This is a genomic window from Bradyrhizobium semiaridum, from assembly GCF_020329505.1.
Lineage (GTDB): Bacteria > Pseudomonadota > Alphaproteobacteria > Rhizobiales > Xanthobacteraceae > Bradyrhizobium > Bradyrhizobium semiaridum.
This window is the reverse complement of record NZ_JAGKJJ010000010.1, coordinates 31,072-49,884: the sequence shown is the minus strand read 5'-3', so window position 1 is coordinate 49,884 and position 18,813 is coordinate 31,072. Positions and strand designations below refer to the sequence as shown.

General features: G+C 65.6%; 21 protein-coding genes. 8 read left to right on the top strand and 13 right to left on the bottom strand.

What is annotated here, in order from left to right; translation table 11 throughout:
- Nucleotides 1-242: 242 nt before the first annotated feature.
- Nucleotides 243-2,930, bottom strand: a complete 2,688-nt coding sequence (locus J6500_RS14210; protein ID WP_225713330.1) for a sensor domain-containing protein — start codon at nucleotides 2,928-2,930, stop codon at nucleotides 243-245.
- Nucleotides 2,931-3,122: 192 nt separating this feature from the next.
- Here J6500_RS14210 and J6500_RS14205 point away from each other — a divergent pair, with 192 nt between their 5' ends.
- Nucleotides 3,123-4,295, top strand: a complete 1,173-nt coding sequence (locus J6500_RS14205) for an NAD(P)/FAD-dependent oxidoreductase (RefSeq protein WP_225713329.1) — start codon at nucleotides 3,123-3,125, stop codon at nucleotides 4,293-4,295.
- 87 nt (nucleotides 4,296-4,382) lie between these two features.
- On the opposite strand, the gene J6500_RS14200 is transcribed toward J6500_RS14205, so the two are convergent.
- The gene (locus J6500_RS14200; RefSeq protein ID WP_225713328.1) at nucleotides 4,383-4,568 is read right to left on the bottom strand and encodes a YdcH family protein; all 186 of its coding nucleotides are present in this window, start codon (nucleotides 4,566-4,568) and stop codon (nucleotides 4,383-4,385) included.
- A gap of 241 nt (nucleotides 4,569-4,809) precedes the next feature.
- Between J6500_RS14200 and J6500_RS14195 the strand changes: the two genes are divergently transcribed.
- The 3 genes from J6500_RS14195 to J6500_RS14185 all read left to right on the top strand — a co-directional run bounded on the left by J6500_RS14195 (nucleotide 4,810) and on the right by J6500_RS14185 (nucleotide 5,686).
- Nucleotides 4,810-5,016: a YdcH family protein gene (locus J6500_RS14195; protein ID WP_029085523.1), complete on the top strand. Its 207-nt coding sequence runs from the start codon at nucleotides 4,810-4,812 to the stop codon at nucleotides 5,014-5,016.
- Between the two features lie 191 nt (nucleotides 5,017-5,207).
- Entirely contained in the window at nucleotides 5,208-5,420 is a 213-nt protein-coding gene (locus tag J6500_RS14190; protein WP_225713327.1) for a hypothetical protein, read from the top strand.
- Between the two features lie 14 nt (nucleotides 5,421-5,434).
- Nucleotides 5,435-5,686, top strand: a complete 252-nt coding sequence (locus J6500_RS14185; RefSeq protein ID WP_225713326.1) for a hypothetical protein — start codon at nucleotides 5,435-5,437, stop codon at nucleotides 5,684-5,686.
- 39 nt (nucleotides 5,687-5,725) lie between these two features.
- Here J6500_RS14185 and J6500_RS14180 read toward each other — a convergent pair whose 3' ends face one another.
- Complete coding sequence (locus J6500_RS14180; protein WP_376707803.1) at nucleotides 5,726-6,439, bottom strand: GGDEF domain-containing protein; 714 nt, start codon at nucleotides 6,437-6,439, stop codon at nucleotides 5,726-5,728.
- Nucleotides 6,440-6,590: 151 nt separating this feature from the next.
- On the opposite strand from J6500_RS14180, the gene purE reads away from it, so the two are divergent.
- Nucleotides 6,591-7,079 (top strand): 5-(carboxyamino)imidazole ribonucleotide mutase, encoded by a 489-nt coding sequence (gene purE, locus J6500_RS14175; RefSeq protein ID WP_225713324.1) that lies wholly within the window; start codon nucleotides 6,591-6,593, stop codon nucleotides 7,077-7,079.
- Nucleotides 7,076-8,179 carry a 5-(carboxyamino)imidazole ribonucleotide synthase gene (locus J6500_RS14170; RefSeq protein ID WP_225713323.1) on the top strand — a complete coding sequence of 368 codons (1,104 nt, stop codon included), beginning with the start codon at nucleotides 7,076-7,078 and terminating at the stop codon, nucleotides 8,177-8,179. The genes purE and J6500_RS14170 overlap by 4 nt, the downstream gene beginning before the upstream one ends.
- A 64-nt stretch (nucleotides 8,180-8,243) precedes the next feature.
- Here the strand turns inward: J6500_RS14170 and aqpZ are convergent, their stop codons facing one another.
- Nucleotides 8,244-8,966 carry an aquaporin Z gene (gene aqpZ / locus J6500_RS14165; RefSeq protein ID WP_225713322.1) on the bottom strand — a complete coding sequence of 241 codons (723 nt, stop codon included), beginning with the start codon at nucleotides 8,964-8,966 and terminating at the stop codon, nucleotides 8,244-8,246.
- A 263-nt stretch (nucleotides 8,967-9,229) separates the two neighbouring features.
- Between aqpZ and rpsU the strand changes: the two genes are divergently transcribed.
- Together rpsU and J6500_RS14155 are read left to right on the top strand one after the other, a co-directional pair.
- Entirely contained in the window at nucleotides 9,230-9,529 is a 300-nt protein-coding gene (gene rpsU / locus J6500_RS14160) for a 30S ribosomal protein S21 (protein WP_225713321.1), read from the top strand.
- Between the two features lie 185 nt (nucleotides 9,530-9,714).
- A complete protein-coding gene (locus J6500_RS14155; RefSeq protein ID WP_225713320.1) occupies nucleotides 9,715-10,299 on the top strand; it encodes a tetratricopeptide repeat protein in 585 nt (194 codons plus the stop codon).
- A 221-nt stretch (nucleotides 10,300-10,520) separates the two neighbouring features.
- Here J6500_RS14155 and J6500_RS14150 read toward each other — a convergent pair whose 3' ends face one another.
- The 9 genes from J6500_RS14150 to J6500_RS14110 all read right to left on the bottom strand — a co-directional run bounded on the left by J6500_RS14150 (nucleotide 10,521) and on the right by J6500_RS14110 (nucleotide 18,747).
- The gene (locus J6500_RS14150; protein ID WP_225713319.1) at nucleotides 10,521-11,369 is read right to left on the bottom strand and encodes a hypothetical protein; all 849 of its coding nucleotides are present in this window, start codon (nucleotides 11,367-11,369) and stop codon (nucleotides 10,521-10,523) included.
- A gap of 263 nt (nucleotides 11,370-11,632) precedes the next feature.
- The gene (locus J6500_RS14145) at nucleotides 11,633-11,917 is read right to left on the bottom strand and encodes a cupin domain-containing protein (protein WP_225713318.1); all 285 of its coding nucleotides are present in this window, start codon (nucleotides 11,915-11,917) and stop codon (nucleotides 11,633-11,635) included.
- Between the two features lie 37 nt (nucleotides 11,918-11,954).
- Nucleotides 11,955-13,331 (bottom strand): sodium:proton antiporter, encoded by a 1,377-nt coding sequence (locus tag J6500_RS14140; protein WP_225713483.1) that lies wholly within the window; start codon nucleotides 13,329-13,331, stop codon nucleotides 11,955-11,957.
- 60 nt (nucleotides 13,332-13,391) lie between these two features.
- Nucleotides 13,392-14,489: a calcium:cation antiporter gene (locus tag J6500_RS14135; RefSeq protein WP_225713317.1), complete on the bottom strand. Its 1,098-nt coding sequence runs from the start codon at nucleotides 14,487-14,489 to the stop codon at nucleotides 13,392-13,394.
- 55 nt (nucleotides 14,490-14,544) lie between these two features.
- Nucleotides 14,545-15,363, bottom strand: a complete 819-nt coding sequence (locus J6500_RS14130) for an alpha/beta hydrolase (RefSeq protein WP_225713316.1) — start codon at nucleotides 15,361-15,363, stop codon at nucleotides 14,545-14,547.
- 195 nt (nucleotides 15,364-15,558) lie between these two features.
- Nucleotides 15,559-16,956: an NAD(P)(+) transhydrogenase (Re/Si-specific) subunit beta gene (locus tag J6500_RS14125; protein ID WP_225713315.1), complete on the bottom strand. Its 1,398-nt coding sequence runs from the start codon at nucleotides 16,954-16,956 to the stop codon at nucleotides 15,559-15,561.
- Between the two features lie 44 nt (nucleotides 16,957-17,000).
- Nucleotides 17,001-17,318: a proton-translocating transhydrogenase family protein gene (locus J6500_RS14120; protein WP_016841609.1), complete on the bottom strand. Its 318-nt coding sequence runs from the start codon at nucleotides 17,316-17,318 to the stop codon at nucleotides 17,001-17,003.
- Nucleotides 17,319-17,329: 11 nt separating this feature from the next.
- Entirely contained in the window at nucleotides 17,330-18,454 is a 1,125-nt protein-coding gene (locus tag J6500_RS14115; RefSeq protein ID WP_225713314.1) for a Re/Si-specific NAD(P)(+) transhydrogenase subunit alpha, read from the bottom strand.
- A gap of 140 nt (nucleotides 18,455-18,594) precedes the next feature.
- Complete coding sequence (locus J6500_RS14110) at nucleotides 18,595-18,747, bottom strand: aa3-type cytochrome c oxidase subunit IV (RefSeq protein ID WP_225713313.1); 153 nt, start codon at nucleotides 18,745-18,747, stop codon at nucleotides 18,595-18,597.
- Nucleotides 18,748-18,813 lie beyond the last annotated feature (66 nt).

Here is an 18,813-nt window from a genome sequence, read left to right as displayed (position 1 = left end):
GGGGGATTGAAGTGCAGGCACGAGCACTCAAGGGCTCGTCGCCGCACAGCCACGAAGGGCAGACCAGGAAGATAGAGTTGAGGTTTCCGGTCAGCCCTGCAAACGCATTTGCAGGGCGTTAACGGGGCCACGCCGGAGGTGGTGATCGGCAAATCTCGTCACGACGCAGCCTCCTTTCCGGTTGGAATGATGTGACGCGGTGAAAATAGACGCGCCTGGAGCGGAAGGCAAGCACACCGGAGCTAGCCGGTCTTGCGCACGGGCTCCACAATGTCGCTGCGGCCGACCAGCGCGGCGTACTGGCCGATCGGCGCCGGCTTGCCGAGCAGATAGCCCTGCACCGCGTCGCAGCCTTCCTCCGCGAGGAAGGCAAGCTGCGGCTCGGTCTCGACGCCCTCGGCGACGATCGACATTTCGAGGCCGTGGCCGAGATCGATCACCGCGCGCACGATCGCGGCCGACTGCGGGTTGCGGCCGAGATTGATGACGAAGGCGCGGTCGATCTTGATCTTGTCGAACGGGAACGCCTGCAAATAGCTCAGCGAGGAATAGCCGCTGCCGAAATCGTCCATCGAGATGCGGACGCCGAGCGCCTTCAGCCGCCGCAGCAGCGATAGACCGCGATCGAAATCCTCGATCAGCACGCCCTCGGTGATTTCCAGCTCGAGCCGGTCGGGCGCCAGCCCGGTCTCGAGCAGGATCGAATGCACGAGGCCGACGAGATCGCCATGGGTGAATTGCGCCGGCGACAGGTTGACGGCGACCTGCAGCGGCACAGCCCAGGACGCCGCCTCGCGGCAGGCTTCGCGCAGGATCCACTCGCCCATCTCGACGATCAGCCCGCTTTCCTCGGCCAGCGGAATGAAGTCGCCGGGCGGCACGAAGCCGCGCACCGGGTGATGCCAGCGCGCCAGCGCCTCGAAGCCGATCACCTCGCTCGCCGCGATGCTCGTCCCGGCGGCGGCCTGCGGCTGGTAGTAGAGCGACAATTCGCCGTTCCTGATCGCGACCGACAGCTCCTGGTGCAGCACGCGGCGGTCGCGGACCTGCTGGTCCATCTCCGGCTCGTAGATCGAGATCGTGCCGCGCGACTTCGCCTTGGCACGGAACAGCGCCGCGCCGGCATTGGCGAGCAGCGAGGCGGCATCCGGGCCGTTGTGCGGGAACACCGCGATGCCGGTGGTGAGGCCGGTGCGCACCGACTTGCCGTCGATCGCGAAATCCTGTCCGAGCGCCTCGGCCGCCTGCTCGGCGAGCGCGATGCCGGCCGCGGGCTGCCGGCCGTCGATGATCAGGCCAAATTCGTCGCCGGACAGCCGCGCCACGACGCCGCCGCGCGCCGCCGACTGCAGCCGCTGCGCCACCTCGATCAGCACCTTGTCGCCCATCGCGTGGCCGAAGACGTCGTTGATCTCCTTCAGCCCGTCGAGATCGACGCAGAGCACCGCGAATTCCTCGTCGGTGCCGGCGCAGGCCTCGATCATCTGGGTCAGCGCCTGCAGGAAGGCAGCGCGGTTCGGCAGATCGGTCAGGCCGTCGTGATAGGCCATGTGCGCCATCCGCGACTCGGTCTGGCGCCGGTCGGTGACGTCCTCATGGGTCTTGATCAGGTATTGCGGCTCGCCTTGCTCGTCGAGCACCGTCATGCGGCGGGTCAGGAACAGCCGCAGACCGTCCTTGGTCGAGATCGGGTGCTCCTCGGCGATCATGCCGCGCTTGCGCAGCGCCGCCTCGTCGCGGGCGATGATCAGCTTGGCTTCGCGCGGGTTGAAGATGTCGGCGGCGGTCAGCCCGGTGGCATCCTCGCGACGGCGGTTGAGGATGGTCTCGGCGCTGCGGTTGGCCAAGAGGTAGCGGCCGTCCTTGACGCGCTGGACGATCAGCGAGACCGGGATGTTGTCGACCACGAGCTCGAGGAACTTCTTGTTGTTCTCGAGCTCGCGCGACAGCGAGCGGCGCTCGGTGACGTCCTCGAACAGAGCGATCAGGAATTCCGGCGCGCCGGCCTCGTTGCGCGCGATGACGCGGTTCGACGCCAGGATGCGCTTCTGCGTGCCGCGTTCGACGACGAATTCGCTGCGGTGATAGCCCTCGGACGCGTTCAAGGCGGCGCGGTCCGCCGCCTCGATGCTGGCGGCGGTCTCGGGACGGAAGATCTCGTCGGCGCGCTTGCCGACGATGTGATCGCGCGAGAAGCGGGAGAACCGCTCGAAGGCGCGGTTGGCGAAGATGTAGCGGCCGTCCTCGATGTTCTTGGCGGCGACGCAGACCGGGACGTTGTCGAGCACGGATTCCAGGAATTGCGTGGTCGAGGCCAGCTTGCGCGACAGCACGCGCTGGTCGGTGCAGTCGAGATGGGTCGCGACCGAACCGCCGTTCGGCAGCGGGAAATACTTCACCAGCACCGAGCGGCCGCCCGGCAGCTCGGTGACCATGCCTTCGGGGGCGGCGGCCTTGGTGTAGAAGTCGTCGGGACTGACGTCGAGCGCGCCGCGACTGCGGCGCAGCTCGAGCAGTTCGGGCCCGGTCATGTTGCGGCGGATGTCGGCGCGCGACAGGCCGTAGATGTCGAGATAGCGATCGTTGCAGAACACGATCCGGCCGGTGGCGTCGGTCATCACGACGCCCTGGTTCAGATGGTTCAAGGCCGACGAGACAAAGGCGTTGCGCCGCAGCTGCGCCCGCTTGGCCTTGCGCAGGGCCGACAGCACCCAGAGCCCGACCGCCCCGAAGAAGGAGGTCACAACCACGCTGCCGATCAAGAGCTCCCAGACCACGTTCGGATCGAGGTCACCGAGGTAGTTCGACGGGGCGAACGCGCCGGTGCCTGCCCAGGCCGCGCCGCCTGGCGAGACGGCGGCGATCAGGCAAAGCACGGCCTTTGCCGGAATCGAATCCTTCCCGCCCGCCTGCCGCTTCCTGCCAACCATCAGTCACCCGCGGATTTCGCGGCGGAGTGTCCGGGCGCGGCGGTTTGGATCGGGTAAACGCGTCGTGATGCAACTGGAAAATGTGACTTAAAATACGGCAATTGCCCCGACATGATTAATGGTCCACTAACAGGGCGGCGATCTGAAACTATTCCAGACAGCCCAAGCACTTAGAGTTTCAAGCGCTTGGGGATGGAATTTGCTAGATGGTCGCGCGCGACGCGACCGCTGTCGCGGCAAGCTTCTGATCTGAAGGACGAGATGGACAGGGTTGATTGCGTGATCGTGGGCGCCGGGGTGATCGGCCTCGCCGTGGCCCGCCGGCTGGCGCAGGCCGGCCGCGAAGTTGTCGTGATCGAGGAGGCGGAGGGCATCGGCACGATCACCTCGTCGCGGAACAGCGAGGTGATCCACGCTGGCATTTATTACCGCGCCGGCAGCCTGATGGCGCGGATGTGCGTCAGCGGCAAGCACAAGCTGTACCGTTACTGCGCCGAGCACGGCATCCCGCACAAGAATTGCGGCAAGCTGATCGTCGCCACTACGGCCAAGGAAACCGAGAAGCTGGAGTCGATCCGCGCCCATGCCGAGGCCAACGGCGTCGACGACATGCAGCTATTGTCCGGAGCAGCGGCGCGCGCGCTGGAGCCGGCGCTGAACTGCGATGCGGCGCTGCTGTCGCCCTCCACCGGGATCATCGACAGCCATGCCTACATGCTGGCGCTGCGCGGCGATGCCGAGGAGGCCGGCGCCGCCTTCGCGTTCCACACCCCGCTGCTGCACGCGACGGCCACCGCCGACGGGTTCGAGATCGAAGCCGGCGGCGCGTCGCCAATGACGCTCGCCTGCGATCTCCTGATCAACGCCGCCGGCCTCGGCGCCTCGGCGGTGGCGCGCAGCATCGAGGGCATGCCGATCGAACAGATCCCGACGGCCTATCTCGCCAAGGGCAATTATTTCAGCTGCAGCGCGCGGGCGCCGTTCTCGCGGTTGATCTACCCGGTGCCGGAGCCCGGCGGGCTCGGCGTGCACCTCACCCTCGACATGGCCGGACAAGCGAGGTTCGGCCCCGACGTCGAATGGGTCGATCACGTCGACTACGCCGTCGACCCGGCGCGGGCCGAGCGGTTCTATCCGGCGATCCGGAAGTATTGGCCGACGCTGCCGGATGGTGCGCTGATGCCGAGCTATTCCGGCATCCGGCCCAAGATCGTGCCGCCAGCGGTCGCGACCCAGGATTTCCTGATCCAGGGGCCGCGCGACCATGGGGTCAACGGGCTGATCAACCTGTTCGGGATCGAGTCGCCCGGACTGACGTCGTCGCTCGCGATCGCCGACCATGTCGGTGAACTGGCCGAGATCTGAGCAACCGCAGCAATACCGGCCGAGGGATGGGCACGCGTGGTGTCCATCCGGCGGCGGCTAGGCTTGGTTAACTTGCGGGGGGGACTGCTAGTGGACGGTGTCGTCCGCGGTTTGCCTCAACCGCTCGATCTCGTCCTTGACCATCAACTTCCGGCGCTTCAACTCGACAATCTGCAGGTCGTCTACGGAGGGGTGCACGAGAGCTTCGTGCAGTTCGTTTTCCAGTATTTTGTGCTTGCGCTCCAGTTCAACGAGATGCGCCTGTATTGCCATTGCGAACTCTCCTCGGTGGGTTAAACCTCAGGTTCGATCCGGACCCGTGAGTGTACACAAGTGGGCGGTGCTGTCGATGGGGGACGCGAAATGCCGCATGATGCTTTTCCAGTCTATCTGTAACCAATCGTGACTACGGAACCGGTCCGGCTTGCGTCGCGCGCGCCCAGGGACGATATTTCGGCAAGCGGCGGCCGCTTCGCCTGCCACAACCTCACCGTGCTTATCAGTAACGTACACCATGAACGACCAAGATGAGCGCGAACTTCACGCCGAGCTGGCGCGTCTGCAACAAGAGCACCGCGATCTCGATGCCGCGATCGACGCGTTGCATCAGTCGCCGGCGCCGGACTTGTTGATGCTGCAACGCTTGAAGAAGCGGAAGCTGCAATTGCGCGATCGCATCGCCTTCATCGAAGACCAGATCACGCCCGACATCATCGCCTGAGGCGCGCGCTTGCGAATTGCGCAGCAGCCGGTCCACGGCAAGCGCGGTGTTGTCCCCGTCATCCACAGCGAGTGTCAGCTTCAAGTTCACGGGCACCACGGTGCATGGGCGTTTTTTGACCCTTGACTCTATCGGAACAAAAAGAGAACATAATCCACCAAGCCGTCAGCCTCAGGAAAGGGAGTTTCGCCATGTCCGGATCGTCGTCCCTGCTCGACAACAGCCGCTACGAGAAGGCGTGCGATCAGGCGATCGCCATGTGCGACGGCAATCTACGCAGCACCATCAAGGCGCTGATCATGGCCAATGAATATCTGGAAGCCGAGCTCGAGGAATTGCAGGCCGCGATCACCGCCGGCTGCGTGCCTGCGCCGGCGCAACAAGCGGCGAGCGACGCCGCCTGATCGGGAGCACCGCGATGGCCGATGTCACCTATTACGTGGCGCTGCCCTTCTTGCAGGACGATGACGGCTCGCCGATCGCGGGCAACGCCGAGGAGTGCCAGAGTTCGGCGATCGCGCTGCGGCGGGCCGAGACGATGTCGCGGATGCCCGGAAGCATCGGCGCGGTTGCGTTCAGCCGCACCGGCGATCCCGCGATCGGCGAATTCGGCGACGCCAAGCTGCTGCGCGCGTTCGGGAATGTGCCGGAGGATCTCAGCGCATTGTGAAAGCATGGTCCGGAAAGCGTGAAGCGATTTTCCAGGACCTCATGCGCCAGAGGATTCGTGCCGCCGCTGCGCCTTGCGCAGATACATCGCGCGATCGGCTTCATTGAGGACGTGTTCGATGTCGGAGTGCGCGCCGATGAGCGCGACGCCGGCCGAGGCGCCGGCGCGGACATGGCGGCCATCGAACACGAAGGTCAGACGATCGATCGTCTGTTCCAGGGTCGCGGCCTTGGCCCTCGCATCGGTTTCGCTGAGATTCCACAGCAGCAGCGCGAACTCGTCACCGCCGAGGCGGCCGATCACGTCGGAGGCGCGCACCTGGTCCAGCACCGCCGCGACGATCGCCTTCAGCACCGCATCGCCCGCGGCGTGGCCGTGAGTGTCGTTGATCGGCTTGAGCCGATCGACGTCGAGCACGATCAATGCGCCGGTGGCGTGGTAGCGCTTGATGAAGGCGACTGCCCGGGTCAGCTCGCGCTCGAAGCCCCGCCGGTTCAGGATGTCGAGCAGGAAATCGGTCTCGGCGGTGGCCTGCAACTCCTCGATCCGGGCCTGCGCCCGCGCCAGTTGCGCCCGCAGCCGGCGAATCGTCGATTTGTCGGCCGACGCGACCGCTCCGCGCCCGGCAGGGGCGGTTCCGGCTCGGCCGGAGGCGGATTTGCGTGTAACCGCCGCGTCTTTCGGCCGTTTTGTGGCCTTGGAAGTCGCTTTGGAGGCCGCTTTGGAGCCGGCTGCCCTCGTCTTCTTCTTCATGCGCATCCTTGTTGAGGCCTGCTTATGAAGGCTTGCCGGGATTCACCAAGACAGGATAGTGCATTCTAACTCCCTTGCCACGCCTTGGATGACGCCCGGGCCGTCCCTATAATCGGCCTATGCTTTTGGATTCCTGCACAGAATTGACGACATGACCGCCCCGATCGCCATTATCATGGGAAGCCAGTCCGATTGGGAGACCATGCGCCATGCCGCCGACACGCTGGTGGCGCTCGGTGTCGCCTGTGAAACCCGGATCGTTTCCGCCCACCGCACCCCGGACCGGCTCTATGCCTTTGCCAAGGGCGCCAAGGCGGCCGGCCACAAGGTGATCATCGCCGGCGCCGGCGGCGCGGCGCATCTGCCGGGCATGACGGCGGCACTGACCGAGCTTCCGGTGTTCGGAGTTCCCGTCGAGTCGAAGGCGCTGTCGGGCGTCGATTCGCTCTACTCGATCGTGCAGATGCCGGCCGGCATTCCGGTCGGGACGCTCGCGATCGGCAAGCCCGGCGCGATCAACGCAGCGCTGCTCGCGGCCAGCGTGCTCGCCCTCAACGACCCCGCTTTGTCGGCCCGGCTCGCGGCCTGGCGCCAGCAACAGACCGACGCTGTCAAGGACCGCCCGGAGGCCTCGGCGTGACCTCCTCCAATGCAGTGAAGCTGAAGCCGGGCGACACCATCGGAATCCTCGGCGGCGGCCAATTGGGCCGGATGCTGGCGACGGCGGCGGCGCGCCTCGGGCTGCGCTGCCAGGTGTTCTCGCCCGATCCGGACTCGCCGGCCTTCGACGTGGTGCAAGCGGCGACCTGCGCCGAATATGCCGATGTCGAGGCGCTCGAACTGTTCGCCAACGACGTCAACGTCGTCACCTATGAATTCGAGAACGTGCCGGCCGCCACCGCCATGGTGCTGGCCGCGCGCCGCCCGGTGCTGCCGGCGCAGACGATCCTCGAGACCACGCAGGACCGGCTGGTTGAAAAGGATTTCGTCAGCAAGCTCGGCATCGGCACCGCCGACTATGCCGATGTCTCCTCGGTCGCGACGCTGCGCGCCGCGATCGCGCGCATCGGCCTGCCTGCCGTGATCAAGACCCGCCGCTTCGGCTATGACGGCAAGGGTCAGGCGATCGTCCGCGACGGCGACGACCTCGACCAGATCTGGGAGGACCTCGGCACCAAGTCGGCGATCCTCGAGGCGTTCGTGCCGTTCGAGCGCGAGATCTCGGTGATCGCTGCGCGTTCGACGTCCGGGCAGATCGAATGTTTCGACGTCACCGAGAACGAGCATCGCGACCACATCCTGAAAACATCCCGCGCGCCGGCGGCGATCCCTGACGCGCTCGCCGCGCAGGCGCGTGCGATCGCCGAGAAGATCGCATCGGCGCTCGACTATGTCGGCGTGCTGGCGGTCGAGATGTTCGTGGTGCCGGGCAGCGGCGCACCGACGGTGCTGGTCAACGAGATCGCGCCGCGGGTACATAATTCCGGCCACTGGACGCTCGACGGCGCCTCGATCTCGCAGTTCGAACAGCACATCCGGGCAATCGCCGGCTGGCCGCTGGGCAAGCCGGTGCGCCACGGCGAAGTCACCATGACCAATCTGATCGGCGATGACATCCTGAGCTACGAGCAGTGGCTCACGGTCCCCGGCGCCACGGTGCATCTCTACGGCAAGGGCGCGCCGCGCCCCGGCCGCAAGATGGGCCATGTCACCGAAGTGATGCCGCCGCGCAAGCCATAGCCGCGGCGGCTTTCTCGACATCGATAGAAATGGGATCGTGGCAACCACGATCCCATTCGCAAGATCACGCCGTCTTCACACCGGCCACGACGCCGGTCGGCTCGTCGCTGAGCCAGCGGTAAATGACGCCGCCGAGCGCCCCGCCGATCAGCGGCGCGACCCAGAACATCCAGAGCTGCGCCACGGCCCAGCCGCCGACGAACAGCGCCGGACCGGTGCTGCGGGCCGGATTCACCGAGGTGTTGGTGACGGGGATGCTGACGAGGTGGATCATCACCAGCGCGAGCCCGATCGCGAGCGGCGCGAAGCCCGCCGGGGCCTTGCCATGGGTCGATCCCATGATGATGAACAGGAACATCATGGTCATGACCACTTCCATGATGAAGCATACCACCATGCTGTACTGGCCGGGTGAGTGCGCGTCATAGCCGTTGGAGGCAAACCCCTTGCTGACATCGAAGCCGGGCGCACCGCTGGCGATCACATAGAGCAGCCAGGCCGCGATGATCGCGCCGGCGACCTGCGCGATGATGTAGGGCAGGATCTGGCCGGCCGGGAAACGCCCGCCGGCGGCCAGGCCGACCGTGACGGCCGGGTTGAGGTGACAGCCCGAGATATGGCCGATCGCATACGCCATGGTGACCACGCTCAGACCGAACGCCAGCGACACGCCAACCAGGCCGATCCCGACCTGCGGAAAGCCGGCCGCGATCACCGCACTGCCGCAGCCTGCGAATGTGAGCCAGAACGTGCCGATCAGCTCGGCCGCATATTTCTTCATATCCATGTGGCATCTCCCCTATTTCCAATGTCCGGACACTATAGGTTCCGGGAGCGGCCCTGATCCCGGCGCCAAACCACCCAAATCAGGGCCGCACGAGGGCATTCTCGCCTCATTTCGTGGCTTTACTAGGCCCGAAAGTCACGCCACCGGTGGACATCTGCGCATTTGTCTGATACATGCGCGCGCCTAGGGTTAAAGAGGCAGGCCTTTGCCGCCCCTTTGCTTTGCCAGAATTCCGAACCGATCAATTCAAAAGAGGATGCCGCGTGCAGGTTCTCGTCCGCGATAATAATGTCGACCAGGCTCTCAAGGCGCTGAAGAAGAAGATGCAGCGCGAGGGCATTTTCCGCGAGATGAAGCTCCGCGGTCACTATGAGAAGCCCTCCGAGAAGAAGGCCCGTGAAAAGGCCGAAGCCGTGCGCCGCGCACGCAAGCTGGCGCGCAAGAAGCTGCAGCGCGAAGGTCTGCTGCCGATGAAGCCGAAGCCGGTGTTCGGCGCCGGTCCGGGTGCCGACCGCGGCGCCGGTGGCCGTGGTGGCGCAGGCGCTGGTCGCGGCCCGCGCTGAACCGGTTTGCCGATCTGGAAGTCCAACAACGCGGGCCCTCGGCCCGCGTTGTTGTTTTGAAGCAGGCGGTATTCCGGGTTACCAATGCAAAATTACCTGCACGAGCATTTTGCATAATGGCTGTCCCGGCGCCCCGCTCCCGATTCGGACCTGCGCATCGCCGCCGAGCGCCGCAGGCCGTGCTTGTGGCAGCGGCTCTCGCCTTGCCGCTTGCGAGCTGCTCCTTCGACCTCGGATCATGGGGGTCGGACGACAAGCCGAAAGCCCCGGCCGCCGCAGCCGAGAAGCCGGCCGACACGATCACCTCGCAGGACATCAGCACCGCCAAGGATCACGCGGTCCGTGGCGGGGTGCTGGTGCGCTCCGGCAAGACCGACGAGGCACTCTCCGAGTTCGATCAGGCGCTGGCAGCCGACCCCTACAACATCCAGGCGCTCTACGGCCGCGGCCTGATCTATCAGGGGCGCGGCCAGCACCAGCAGGCGATCGAGGATTTCACCGCGGCGAGCGGGCTGTCGCCGCAAAAGGTCGAGCCGCTGCTCGGCCGCGCCACCAGCTATCTCGCGCTCGACAAGGCCAAGGAGGCGGCCGCCGACCTCGACGAGGCCGTGCAGGCCGATCCGTCCAGTGTGGGGGCGTGGACCGCCCGCGGGCAGGCCTATGAGCGGCTCGGCGACAAGGCCAAGGCGTCGGCGTCCTACAACCGCGCGCTCGCCCTGCGCCCCAAGGACGAGGCCGCGCGCAGCGGCCTGGCACGCACCGGCGGCTAGCTAGCGCATGATGAGATTAGGTCAGCTGGTACGGGATCGGAGGTTCACCTCTCCCTTGAGAGAGGTCGGCGCGCAGCGCCGGGTGAGGAGTTACGGTCCCTCGTTGGAGCTGCGGCCCCTCACCCGATTTGCTGGCGCAAATCGACCTCTCCCGTCGGGGAGAGGTGAACCGAGAGGCCGGACCGATTTAACCTAACCGCATTTCGCCTTAGCGCTTCGGCTTACTTCGGCAGGACGGCGTGGAACACCGACTTGGCGGCGGACAGCATGTCGTCGGCGACCGAGCCGCGATCCTTCGGGGGAGCTTCAGACGCTTCGGCACGCAGATCGAGCGGCGGTTGCAGCACCGGCACCGGAATATCGGCCGGGGGCGTCAGCCGATTGGCATCCTGGACATTGCTGGCATAGGGCGCGCGCGGCTGGGTCGGAGAATCCGCGACCACGTCGCCGGTCGGGTTCGACACCATGATCGGCGGCGGCAAGGGCCGGATCGCAGGCGCGGCCGCCGGACGTGCCTGGTCAGGCAGGCGGGCGACGTCGGTGCTGCGCGGCGCATCCTGGGACTTTGCTGCGTCCTGCTGACGCTCCTTGCGCAGCCGTTCGATCGCAGCGCGCGCGAGATCGTTGGCGTCGCGATTCTCGTCAGGTGTGACAGCAGCCTCAGCCGGCTGCGCGACCGCCGGCGTCAGCTTCGCGATCGACTTCGGCGCGGCGGCGGGATGGTGACGCGCATCGGCGGGGATGCTGGCGGTCTCGGCCGGCGCATCGGCCTTCAGGTCGGATGATTTCTCGGCAGGCTTGTCGGCGGCAGGCTTCTCGGTGACGCTGGCCTTCTCGGACGCCGAGCGTTCGATCAGCGTGCGCTCGGACATGCCCTTGGCCTTGACGCCGGCTTCGGGAAGGCTGCTGACGACGGTGGGCTTGTCGGCGGGCTTGGCGGCGGACACGGCGGCAGTTGCCGGGGCTTCCGGCTTGGCAACGATGTAGTGGTTAACGATGTACGCCCCGATGATGGTCGCCGCCACAGACGGCAAGATGTCCATCACGAATTTCTTCAAGTAACTCAGCATGGCCTGCCACTCCCCGCCCCGGATTTCATGCTGGAACTTTGAGGCACATTCAGGGATCAACTGCGTCGGATCGGTGGCAAACCCCCGTTCCGCCGGTCACCTTTGGTGTCACTTCGGTTTCAGCTGGAGGGCCCCCGCGTCCTACGGCCGCATCCACCTCCAGATCATCGTGCAGCCGTTAACGAGAAGTGAATGTCCACATCCCGCGTGTCATGATTCGCCATTCCGTCCCGGCGGTTCCACCCTCCGCGGCGTGCATAGGCTCAGGACTTGAGCTCGACCTCGAGGAACACGATCTCGCTCGCGGTCTCGTTGAGCACGTCGTGCTGGACGCCGGCCTTGCGGAAATAGGACTTGCCGACCCCGAGCTGCGCCTTCGAGCGCTCGCCGTTCGGCGCCACGATCGTCATCTCGCCGGCCGTGATCGGCACGATCACATAGTCCATCTCATGGGTGTGCGGACCGGTGGCGCTGCCCGGCGCCAGCCGCCATTCGGTGACGCGAACCTCGGCGGTATCGACCTGAACATCCGATTTGGCGCTGAGCATTCTTGTTTCTCCAGTGGGTCGACCTTCCGGTCGGGCTTCAGTTGAAGACAGGGGCGATCGGCAGAAAGGTCAAGAGCAGAAACAGCGGAACGAGAACAAGGGAGGCCCAGAACAGATAGCCGAAGAAGCTCGGCATCTGGATCCCGCGCTCCGCGGCGATCGCAGCGACCATGAAGTTCGGCGCGTTTCCGATATAGGTGAGCGCGCCCATGTAAACTGCCCCCATCGAAATCGCCGCCAGGGTGCCCGACAGCGCGTTCATCAGGGCCTCGGCATTGCCGCCGGCCAGCTTGAAGAACAGCAGATAGGTGGGTGCATTGTCCAGGAATGCCGACATCAGGCCGGTGTACCAGAAATAGGCAACCTGCTTGGGGGTGCCGTTGGCTTCGGTCACCGCCGACAACAGCCACGCGAAGAAGCCGTGCTTGCCGGCATCGAGCGCGGCCAGCACCGGAATGATGGTGACGAAGATCGCGGCGAACAGTTTTGCGACTTCCCGGATCGGCTCCCAGGTGAATCCGTTCACCTTGCGATGTTCCTCACGCGTCAGCCAAAGCGATAGCAGCGCGATCAGGATCAGCATGCCGTCCCGAACCAGATTTTGCAGCTCGAGATGCGTGCCGAAAACATCCACGGCGATTCCTGGCTTCCAGTTCGCAGAAAGCAAGATGCAGCCTATGATCGCGGCCACCAGCGGGAGATTGAGCAGCCCCTCGATCCTGATCGGGGCCGGGGAGGACTTGCCGGCGTCGACGGATTCGCTGCGAAAGCGCCAGGTGTCGAAGGCGATGAAGACCGTCAGCAACAGCCCGGCCACGATGAGCGTCTGAAGCCAGAGATGGCGCGCCGTCCAGAAGAAGTCCACGCCATTCAGGAACCCGACGAACAATGGCGGATCACCCAGCGGACTCAACGCACCGCCGACATTGGCCACGAGAATGATGAAGAACACGACCACATGCGTGTTGTGGGGGCGCGCAAGGTTGGCACGGATCAGAGGCCGGATCAGGATCATGCTGGCTCCGGTCGTGCCGACGATGCTTGCCATCGCCGTGCCCAGCGCCAGGATGATCGTGTTGCTCAACGGTGTGCCCCTGATGTCGCCGCTCACGACGATGCCTCCCGCGACCGTGTAGAGCGCGAACAGCACGACGATAAAGCTCAAATACTCGGCGAGCAGCGCATGGGTCACGGCGGCTACCATCGCCTCGCCTCCCGCAAACCACAGGATCGACGCGAGCGTTATCACCGACCATGCGGCCGCGATCTTCCCGTAATGGTCATGCCACAGCTTCGGAAACAGCAACGGCCCGGTTGCGATCGAGAGCAGCAGACCGACGAACGGCAACGCGAGCGGCCAGCGCAGCGACGCGCCATCGAGCGTGGCGGCATCGGCGCTATCCGGAAGGAGCATGAACAGCAGCAGAGCGGCAGCTGCCGGGGATTTCCATTTCAGCACATCAGAGGTCCGGTCTTACGGAACGAAGAGGAGGAAGATGTACACGGCGAACACCACCATGTGTACAAGACCGAACAGGATGTTGGTCCGGCCGGTCCCGAAGGTCAGCATGCTGAGCATGAACGTCAGCAGAAGGATCACCATCTCCTGTGGATTGAGCCCCAGCACCAGTTCCTTGCCGAGCGTATGGGCGGCAACGGCGACCGCCGGGATCGTGAGGCCGATCGTCGCAAGCGAGGAACCGAGCGCGAGGTTGATGCTCTTCTGCAAGTCGTTCTTGCGTGCGGCCGAAACCGCGGCGACGCTCTCCGGCAGCAGGATCAGCAGCGCCACCACCACGCCGGCAAACGCCGCGGGCGCACCGATCTTCGCCGTCACGACGTCGATCACGAGCGAGAATTTCTTGGCCAGCAGCACCACGGTCAGCAGCGAGACCAGCAGCAGGACGACGCTGAGCGCGAGCGTCCGGCCGGACATCTGCGCGCCGGCATGGCCCTCGTCCAGGCCGCCGCTGATGAAATAGTCGCGGTGGCGGATGGTCTGGGTGTAGAGGAAGACGGCATAGAGCAGGATGGTGACGACGCTGACGAAGGCGAGCTGGGCCGCCGAATAGAACGGTCCCGGCGCGGTCAGCGTGTAGTTCGGCATCACCAGCGTGATCGTCGCCAGCACGAACAGCACGCTCAGATAGAGGTTGGCACCGGTGAGCTGGAAATCCTGCTCGCGGTATCTGATACCGCCGATGAAGATGCAAAGCCCGACGAGGCCGTTGCAGACGATCATGACCACCGCAAACACGGTGTCGCGCGCCAATGTCGGGGCCGGCTTGTCACCGAGCATGATGGTCGAGATCAGCGCCACCTCGATGATCGTGACGGCGAGCGTCAACAGCAGTGTGCCGAACGGCTCGCCGATCCGCTCCGCGATCACTTCGGCGTGGTGGACGGCCGCGAACACGGTGCCGAACAGGATCACGAGCAGGATGAGCGCGAACAGCCAGCCGCCGGGCGACGGCGCGAAAGAATAGCCCGTTACCGTGAGCGCGGCGAACAAGGCGACCGCCAGGGCGGGAAACAGCCAGGCCGACCGCGGCATCGGTCCGTGTGCGCTCATCTCGTCAGGTCCCCAATTCGACTGACCGCGAGTATGCGACAGACAATCGTCGCCGTCAGCCTTTTGACGCGCCGATAAATCGCCTTGCCACGTCGGTCGCGCCGAAATCGTCGAGATTGTCGTGGCCGCCGCCCGGCAAGCGCACGAATGTCTTGGGCTCCCGGGCAAGGCCGAACAGCCGCTCGCCGAATCGGATCGGGATCACGGGATCAGCGCTGCCATGCATGATCAGGAGCGGCGCCGTGACGCCGGCGATGCGCCGGTCGGAGTGGAATTGGTCCCGCATCAACAGCCGGATCGGCACGAACCAAAACGCAGCGGCGGCGATGTCGGCCGCCGACGTATAGGGCGCCTCGAGGATCAGCCTGCCGACGGGATGCTCGGCCGCGATGGCGACCGCAACGCCGCTGCCGAGCGAGAAGCCCCAGGCCACGACCTGCCTCGCGCCATAGCGCGCCGTGGTGAACGCGTAGGCCGCCGCGGCGTCCTGCAGCAGTCCCTGCTCGCTCGGCGATCCGCTCGAGCCGGCATAGCCGCGATAGGACAGCGCAACCAGCCCGGTGCCGTCGGCGGTGATCGCCTTGAAGCGCGCGACGCGGCCGGCCAGGAAATCGCCATTGCCGAGAAAGAACAGCACGACCGGCCGGCCCGGTTTCGGCGGCACATGCCAGACGATGACCTTCTCGCCGTCGGCGGTGGTCAGGACATGCTCTTCGGCTTCGGGAAGGCCTGCGGCCGTCGGCGCGGTGCGCCCGACCGGCGGCGCCGGAAACAGCATCTCGCGCTGCTTGACGAACAGCCAGGCGAGGCCGCCGAGATAGATCACGGCCACTGCGATCAACAGCCACTTCAGGATTGCGAGTGCGAGCGCCATTCGGGAGGCCGCGGTTATTTTCTGCGTTTGGGCTTCAGCCGCCTCTCCACCTCGAGCCGGATGCTGTCCGGAACCGGCCGGCACGCGCAGGCCACCGCATGCGCCGCGTGCCATGCGACGCGCTGCTCACGCGTGGGCCGGGGCGGCATGCGATGGTCGCGATGCCACTCCCGGTTCAGCGCCATCGCGCCGGTCTCACATCGCCTTGACGATGTTCTCGGTAACCTTCTTGGCGTCGCCGAGCAGCATCATGGTGTTGTCGCGATAGAACAGCGGATTGTCGATGCCGGCATAGCCCGAGGCCAGCGAGCGCTTGATGAACATCACGGTGCCGGCCTTCCAGACCTGCAGCACCGGCATGCCATAGATCGGCGAGGTCTTGTCCTCTTCCGCGGCCGGGTTGGTGACGTCGTTGGCGCCGATCACGAAGGCGATGTCGGCCTGAGCGAACTCCGAGTTGATGTCCTCGAGCTCGAACACCTCGTCATAGGGCACGTTGGCTTCGGCGAGCAGCACATTCATGTGGCCGGGCATGCGCCCCGCCACCGGGTGAATGGCGTATTTCACCTCGACGCCTTCCTTCTTCAGGATGTCGGCCATCTCGCGCAGCGCGTGCTGGGCCTGCGCTACCGCCATGCCGTAGCCCGGCACGATGATGACCTTGGAGGCGTTCTTCATGATGAAGGCGGCATCGTCGGCCGAGCCGAGCTTGGCGGGCTTCTGCTCGCCGGAGCCGCCGCCGGCCGCCGCGGTCTCGCCGCCGAAGCCGCCGAGGATCACCGAGATGAACGAGCGGTTCATCGCATGGCACATGATGTAGGACAGGATCGCACCCGACGAGCCGACCAGCGCGCCGGTGATGATCAGCGCCGAGTTGCCGAGCGTGAAGCCGATGCCGGCCGCGGCCCAGCCGGAATAGGAGTTCAGCATCGAGATCACCACCGGCATGTCGGCGCCGCCGATCGGGATGATCATCAGGACGCCGAGCACCAGCGCGATGATGGTGATCAGCCAGAAGTCGACGGCGCTGCCGGAGCGGACCAGGCCGAAGATGAAGAACACCAGCGCCAGCGCCAGCACGATGTTGATGATATGGCGGAACGGCAGGATGATCGGCGCGCCGCTCATGCGCGCGGAGAGCTTCAGGAACGCGATCACCGAGCCGGTGAAGGTCAGCGCGCCGATCGCGACGCCGAGCGACATCTCGACCAGGCTCGAGGCATGGATGTTGCCGGGCGTGCCGATGTCGAACGCCTCGGGCGCGTAGAACGCGCCGGCCGCGACCAGCACCGCGGCCATGCCGACCAGCGAATGGAACGCGGCGACCAGTTCCGGCATCGAGGTCATCGGCACCCGGCGCGCGATCACGGCGCCGATGCCGCCGCCGATCGCGACCGCCAGGATCACCAGCAGCCAGGCGATGCCGTCGGCCGGCGGATGGCTCGCCAGCGTGGTGCCGACCGCGATCGCCATGCCGACCATGCCGAACATGTTGCCCTGGCGCGAGGTGGCCGGGCTCGACAGGCCGCGCAGCGACAGGATGAACAGCACGCCCGCAACGAGATATAGCAGTGCAGAGAGATTGGCGCTCATCTCAGGTCCCCCAAATCCTTAACTCACCCCGAGGTGATTGCCGCTCACTTGGCTTTCTTCTTGTACATCGCCAGCATGCGCTGGGTGACGAGAAAGCCGCCGAAGATGTTCACGCAGGCGAAGATCAGCGCCACGAAGCCGAAGCCGCGGGCCCAGCCCGAGCCGCTCGACACCATACCGACGCCGACCGCGAGCAGCGCGCCGACCACGATCACCGAGGAGATCGCATTGGTCACGCTCATCAGCGGCGTATGCAGCGCCGGGGTCACCGACCACACCACGAAATAGCCGACGAACACGGCGAGAACGAAAATCGACAGCCGGAACACGAACGGATCGACGGCCTGCGCGAGATGCTCCATGGCTTCTCTCCTTACTTCGGCTGGAAGTTGGGATGGATGACGGCGCCGTCCTTGGTCAGCGCGGTGGCCTTGACCAGCTCGTCGTCCCAGTTGACCGCGAGCGTCTTGTTGGCCTTGTCGATCATCGTCTCGATGAACGAGAACAAATTGCGCGCGTACAGCCCCGATGCCGAGGCCGCGACGCGGCCGGCGACGTTGGTGTAGCCGACGATCTTGACGCCATCGACGTCGACGACTTCGTTCGCCCTGGCGCCCTCGACATTGCCGCCGCGCTCGACCGCGAGATCGACCAGCACCGAGCCCGGCTTCATCGACTTCACCATCTCGGCGCTGATCAGCTTCGGCGCCGGCCGGCCCGGGATCAGCGCGGTGGTGATCACGATGTCCTGCTTCTTGATATGCTCGGCGGTCAGCGCGGCCTGCTTGGCCTGGTACTCCTTCGACATCTCCTTGGCGTAGCCGCCGGCGGTCTGCGCGTTCTTGAACTCCTCGTCCTCGACGGCGAGGAATTTGGCGCCGAGCGATTCGACCTGCTCCTTGGTGGCGGGCCGCACGTCGGTCGCGGTGACCACGGCGCCCAAGCGGCGCGCGGTCGCGATCGCCTGCAGCCCGGCGACGCCGACGCCCATCACGAACACCTTGGCGGCGGGAACGGTGCCCGCCGCGGTCATCATCATCGGGAAGGCGCGGCCGAACGCCTCGGCGCCCTCGATCACCGCACGGTAGCCGGCGAGATTGGCCTGCGAGGACAGCACGTCCATCACCTGCGCGCGGGTGATGCGCGGCATCAGCTCCATCGCGAAGGCGGCAATGCCGGCATCGGCCATCGTCTTGAGCGCGGCCTCGTTGCCGTAGGGATCCATGATCGCGATCACCAGCGCGCCGCGCTTGTATTTCGCCAGCTCGGAGGCCTCGGGCCGCTTCACCTTGATGACGATGTCGGCATCCTTGAGCGCATCGGCGCTGACGGTGGCACCGACAGCGGTGAACTCCGAATCGGGCAGGCCCGACTTGATGCCTGCGCCCGGCTCGACCGCGACCTCGGCGCCGAGCGCCTTGAATTTCTTGACGGTATCGGGCGAGGCGGCAACCCGCGGCTCGGACGGATCGATTTCCTTGGCAACGGCAATCTTCATGGGCCCTCCGGCGGCGCCAGCAGCGCACGCGTCTTCAGCCTAGCGTTATTTTCGCCAGATTGGATACCCGGTTTCTTGAGACCGGGCTCGACAGCAGTCGGCACCGCCGCGGGACGGCGGAGCCGTTGACCGATCAGGGATCAGACCAGGAAATAGGCCATCAGGATAAGGATGATGGCGACGGAGATGGTGCCGTATTTGACGAGCTTGATAAACCCTTCATAGGTCTGCTCGTGCGCCACGTAATCGTTGCCGTCGGCGGTCGTGTAGGCCACTTCGCTATGGTCTGCCATCGCTGTCCCCAGTCAAAAATTCCCGTTCGGCGAGCCATTACCGCAAACGGGATTACAGGGCAACGG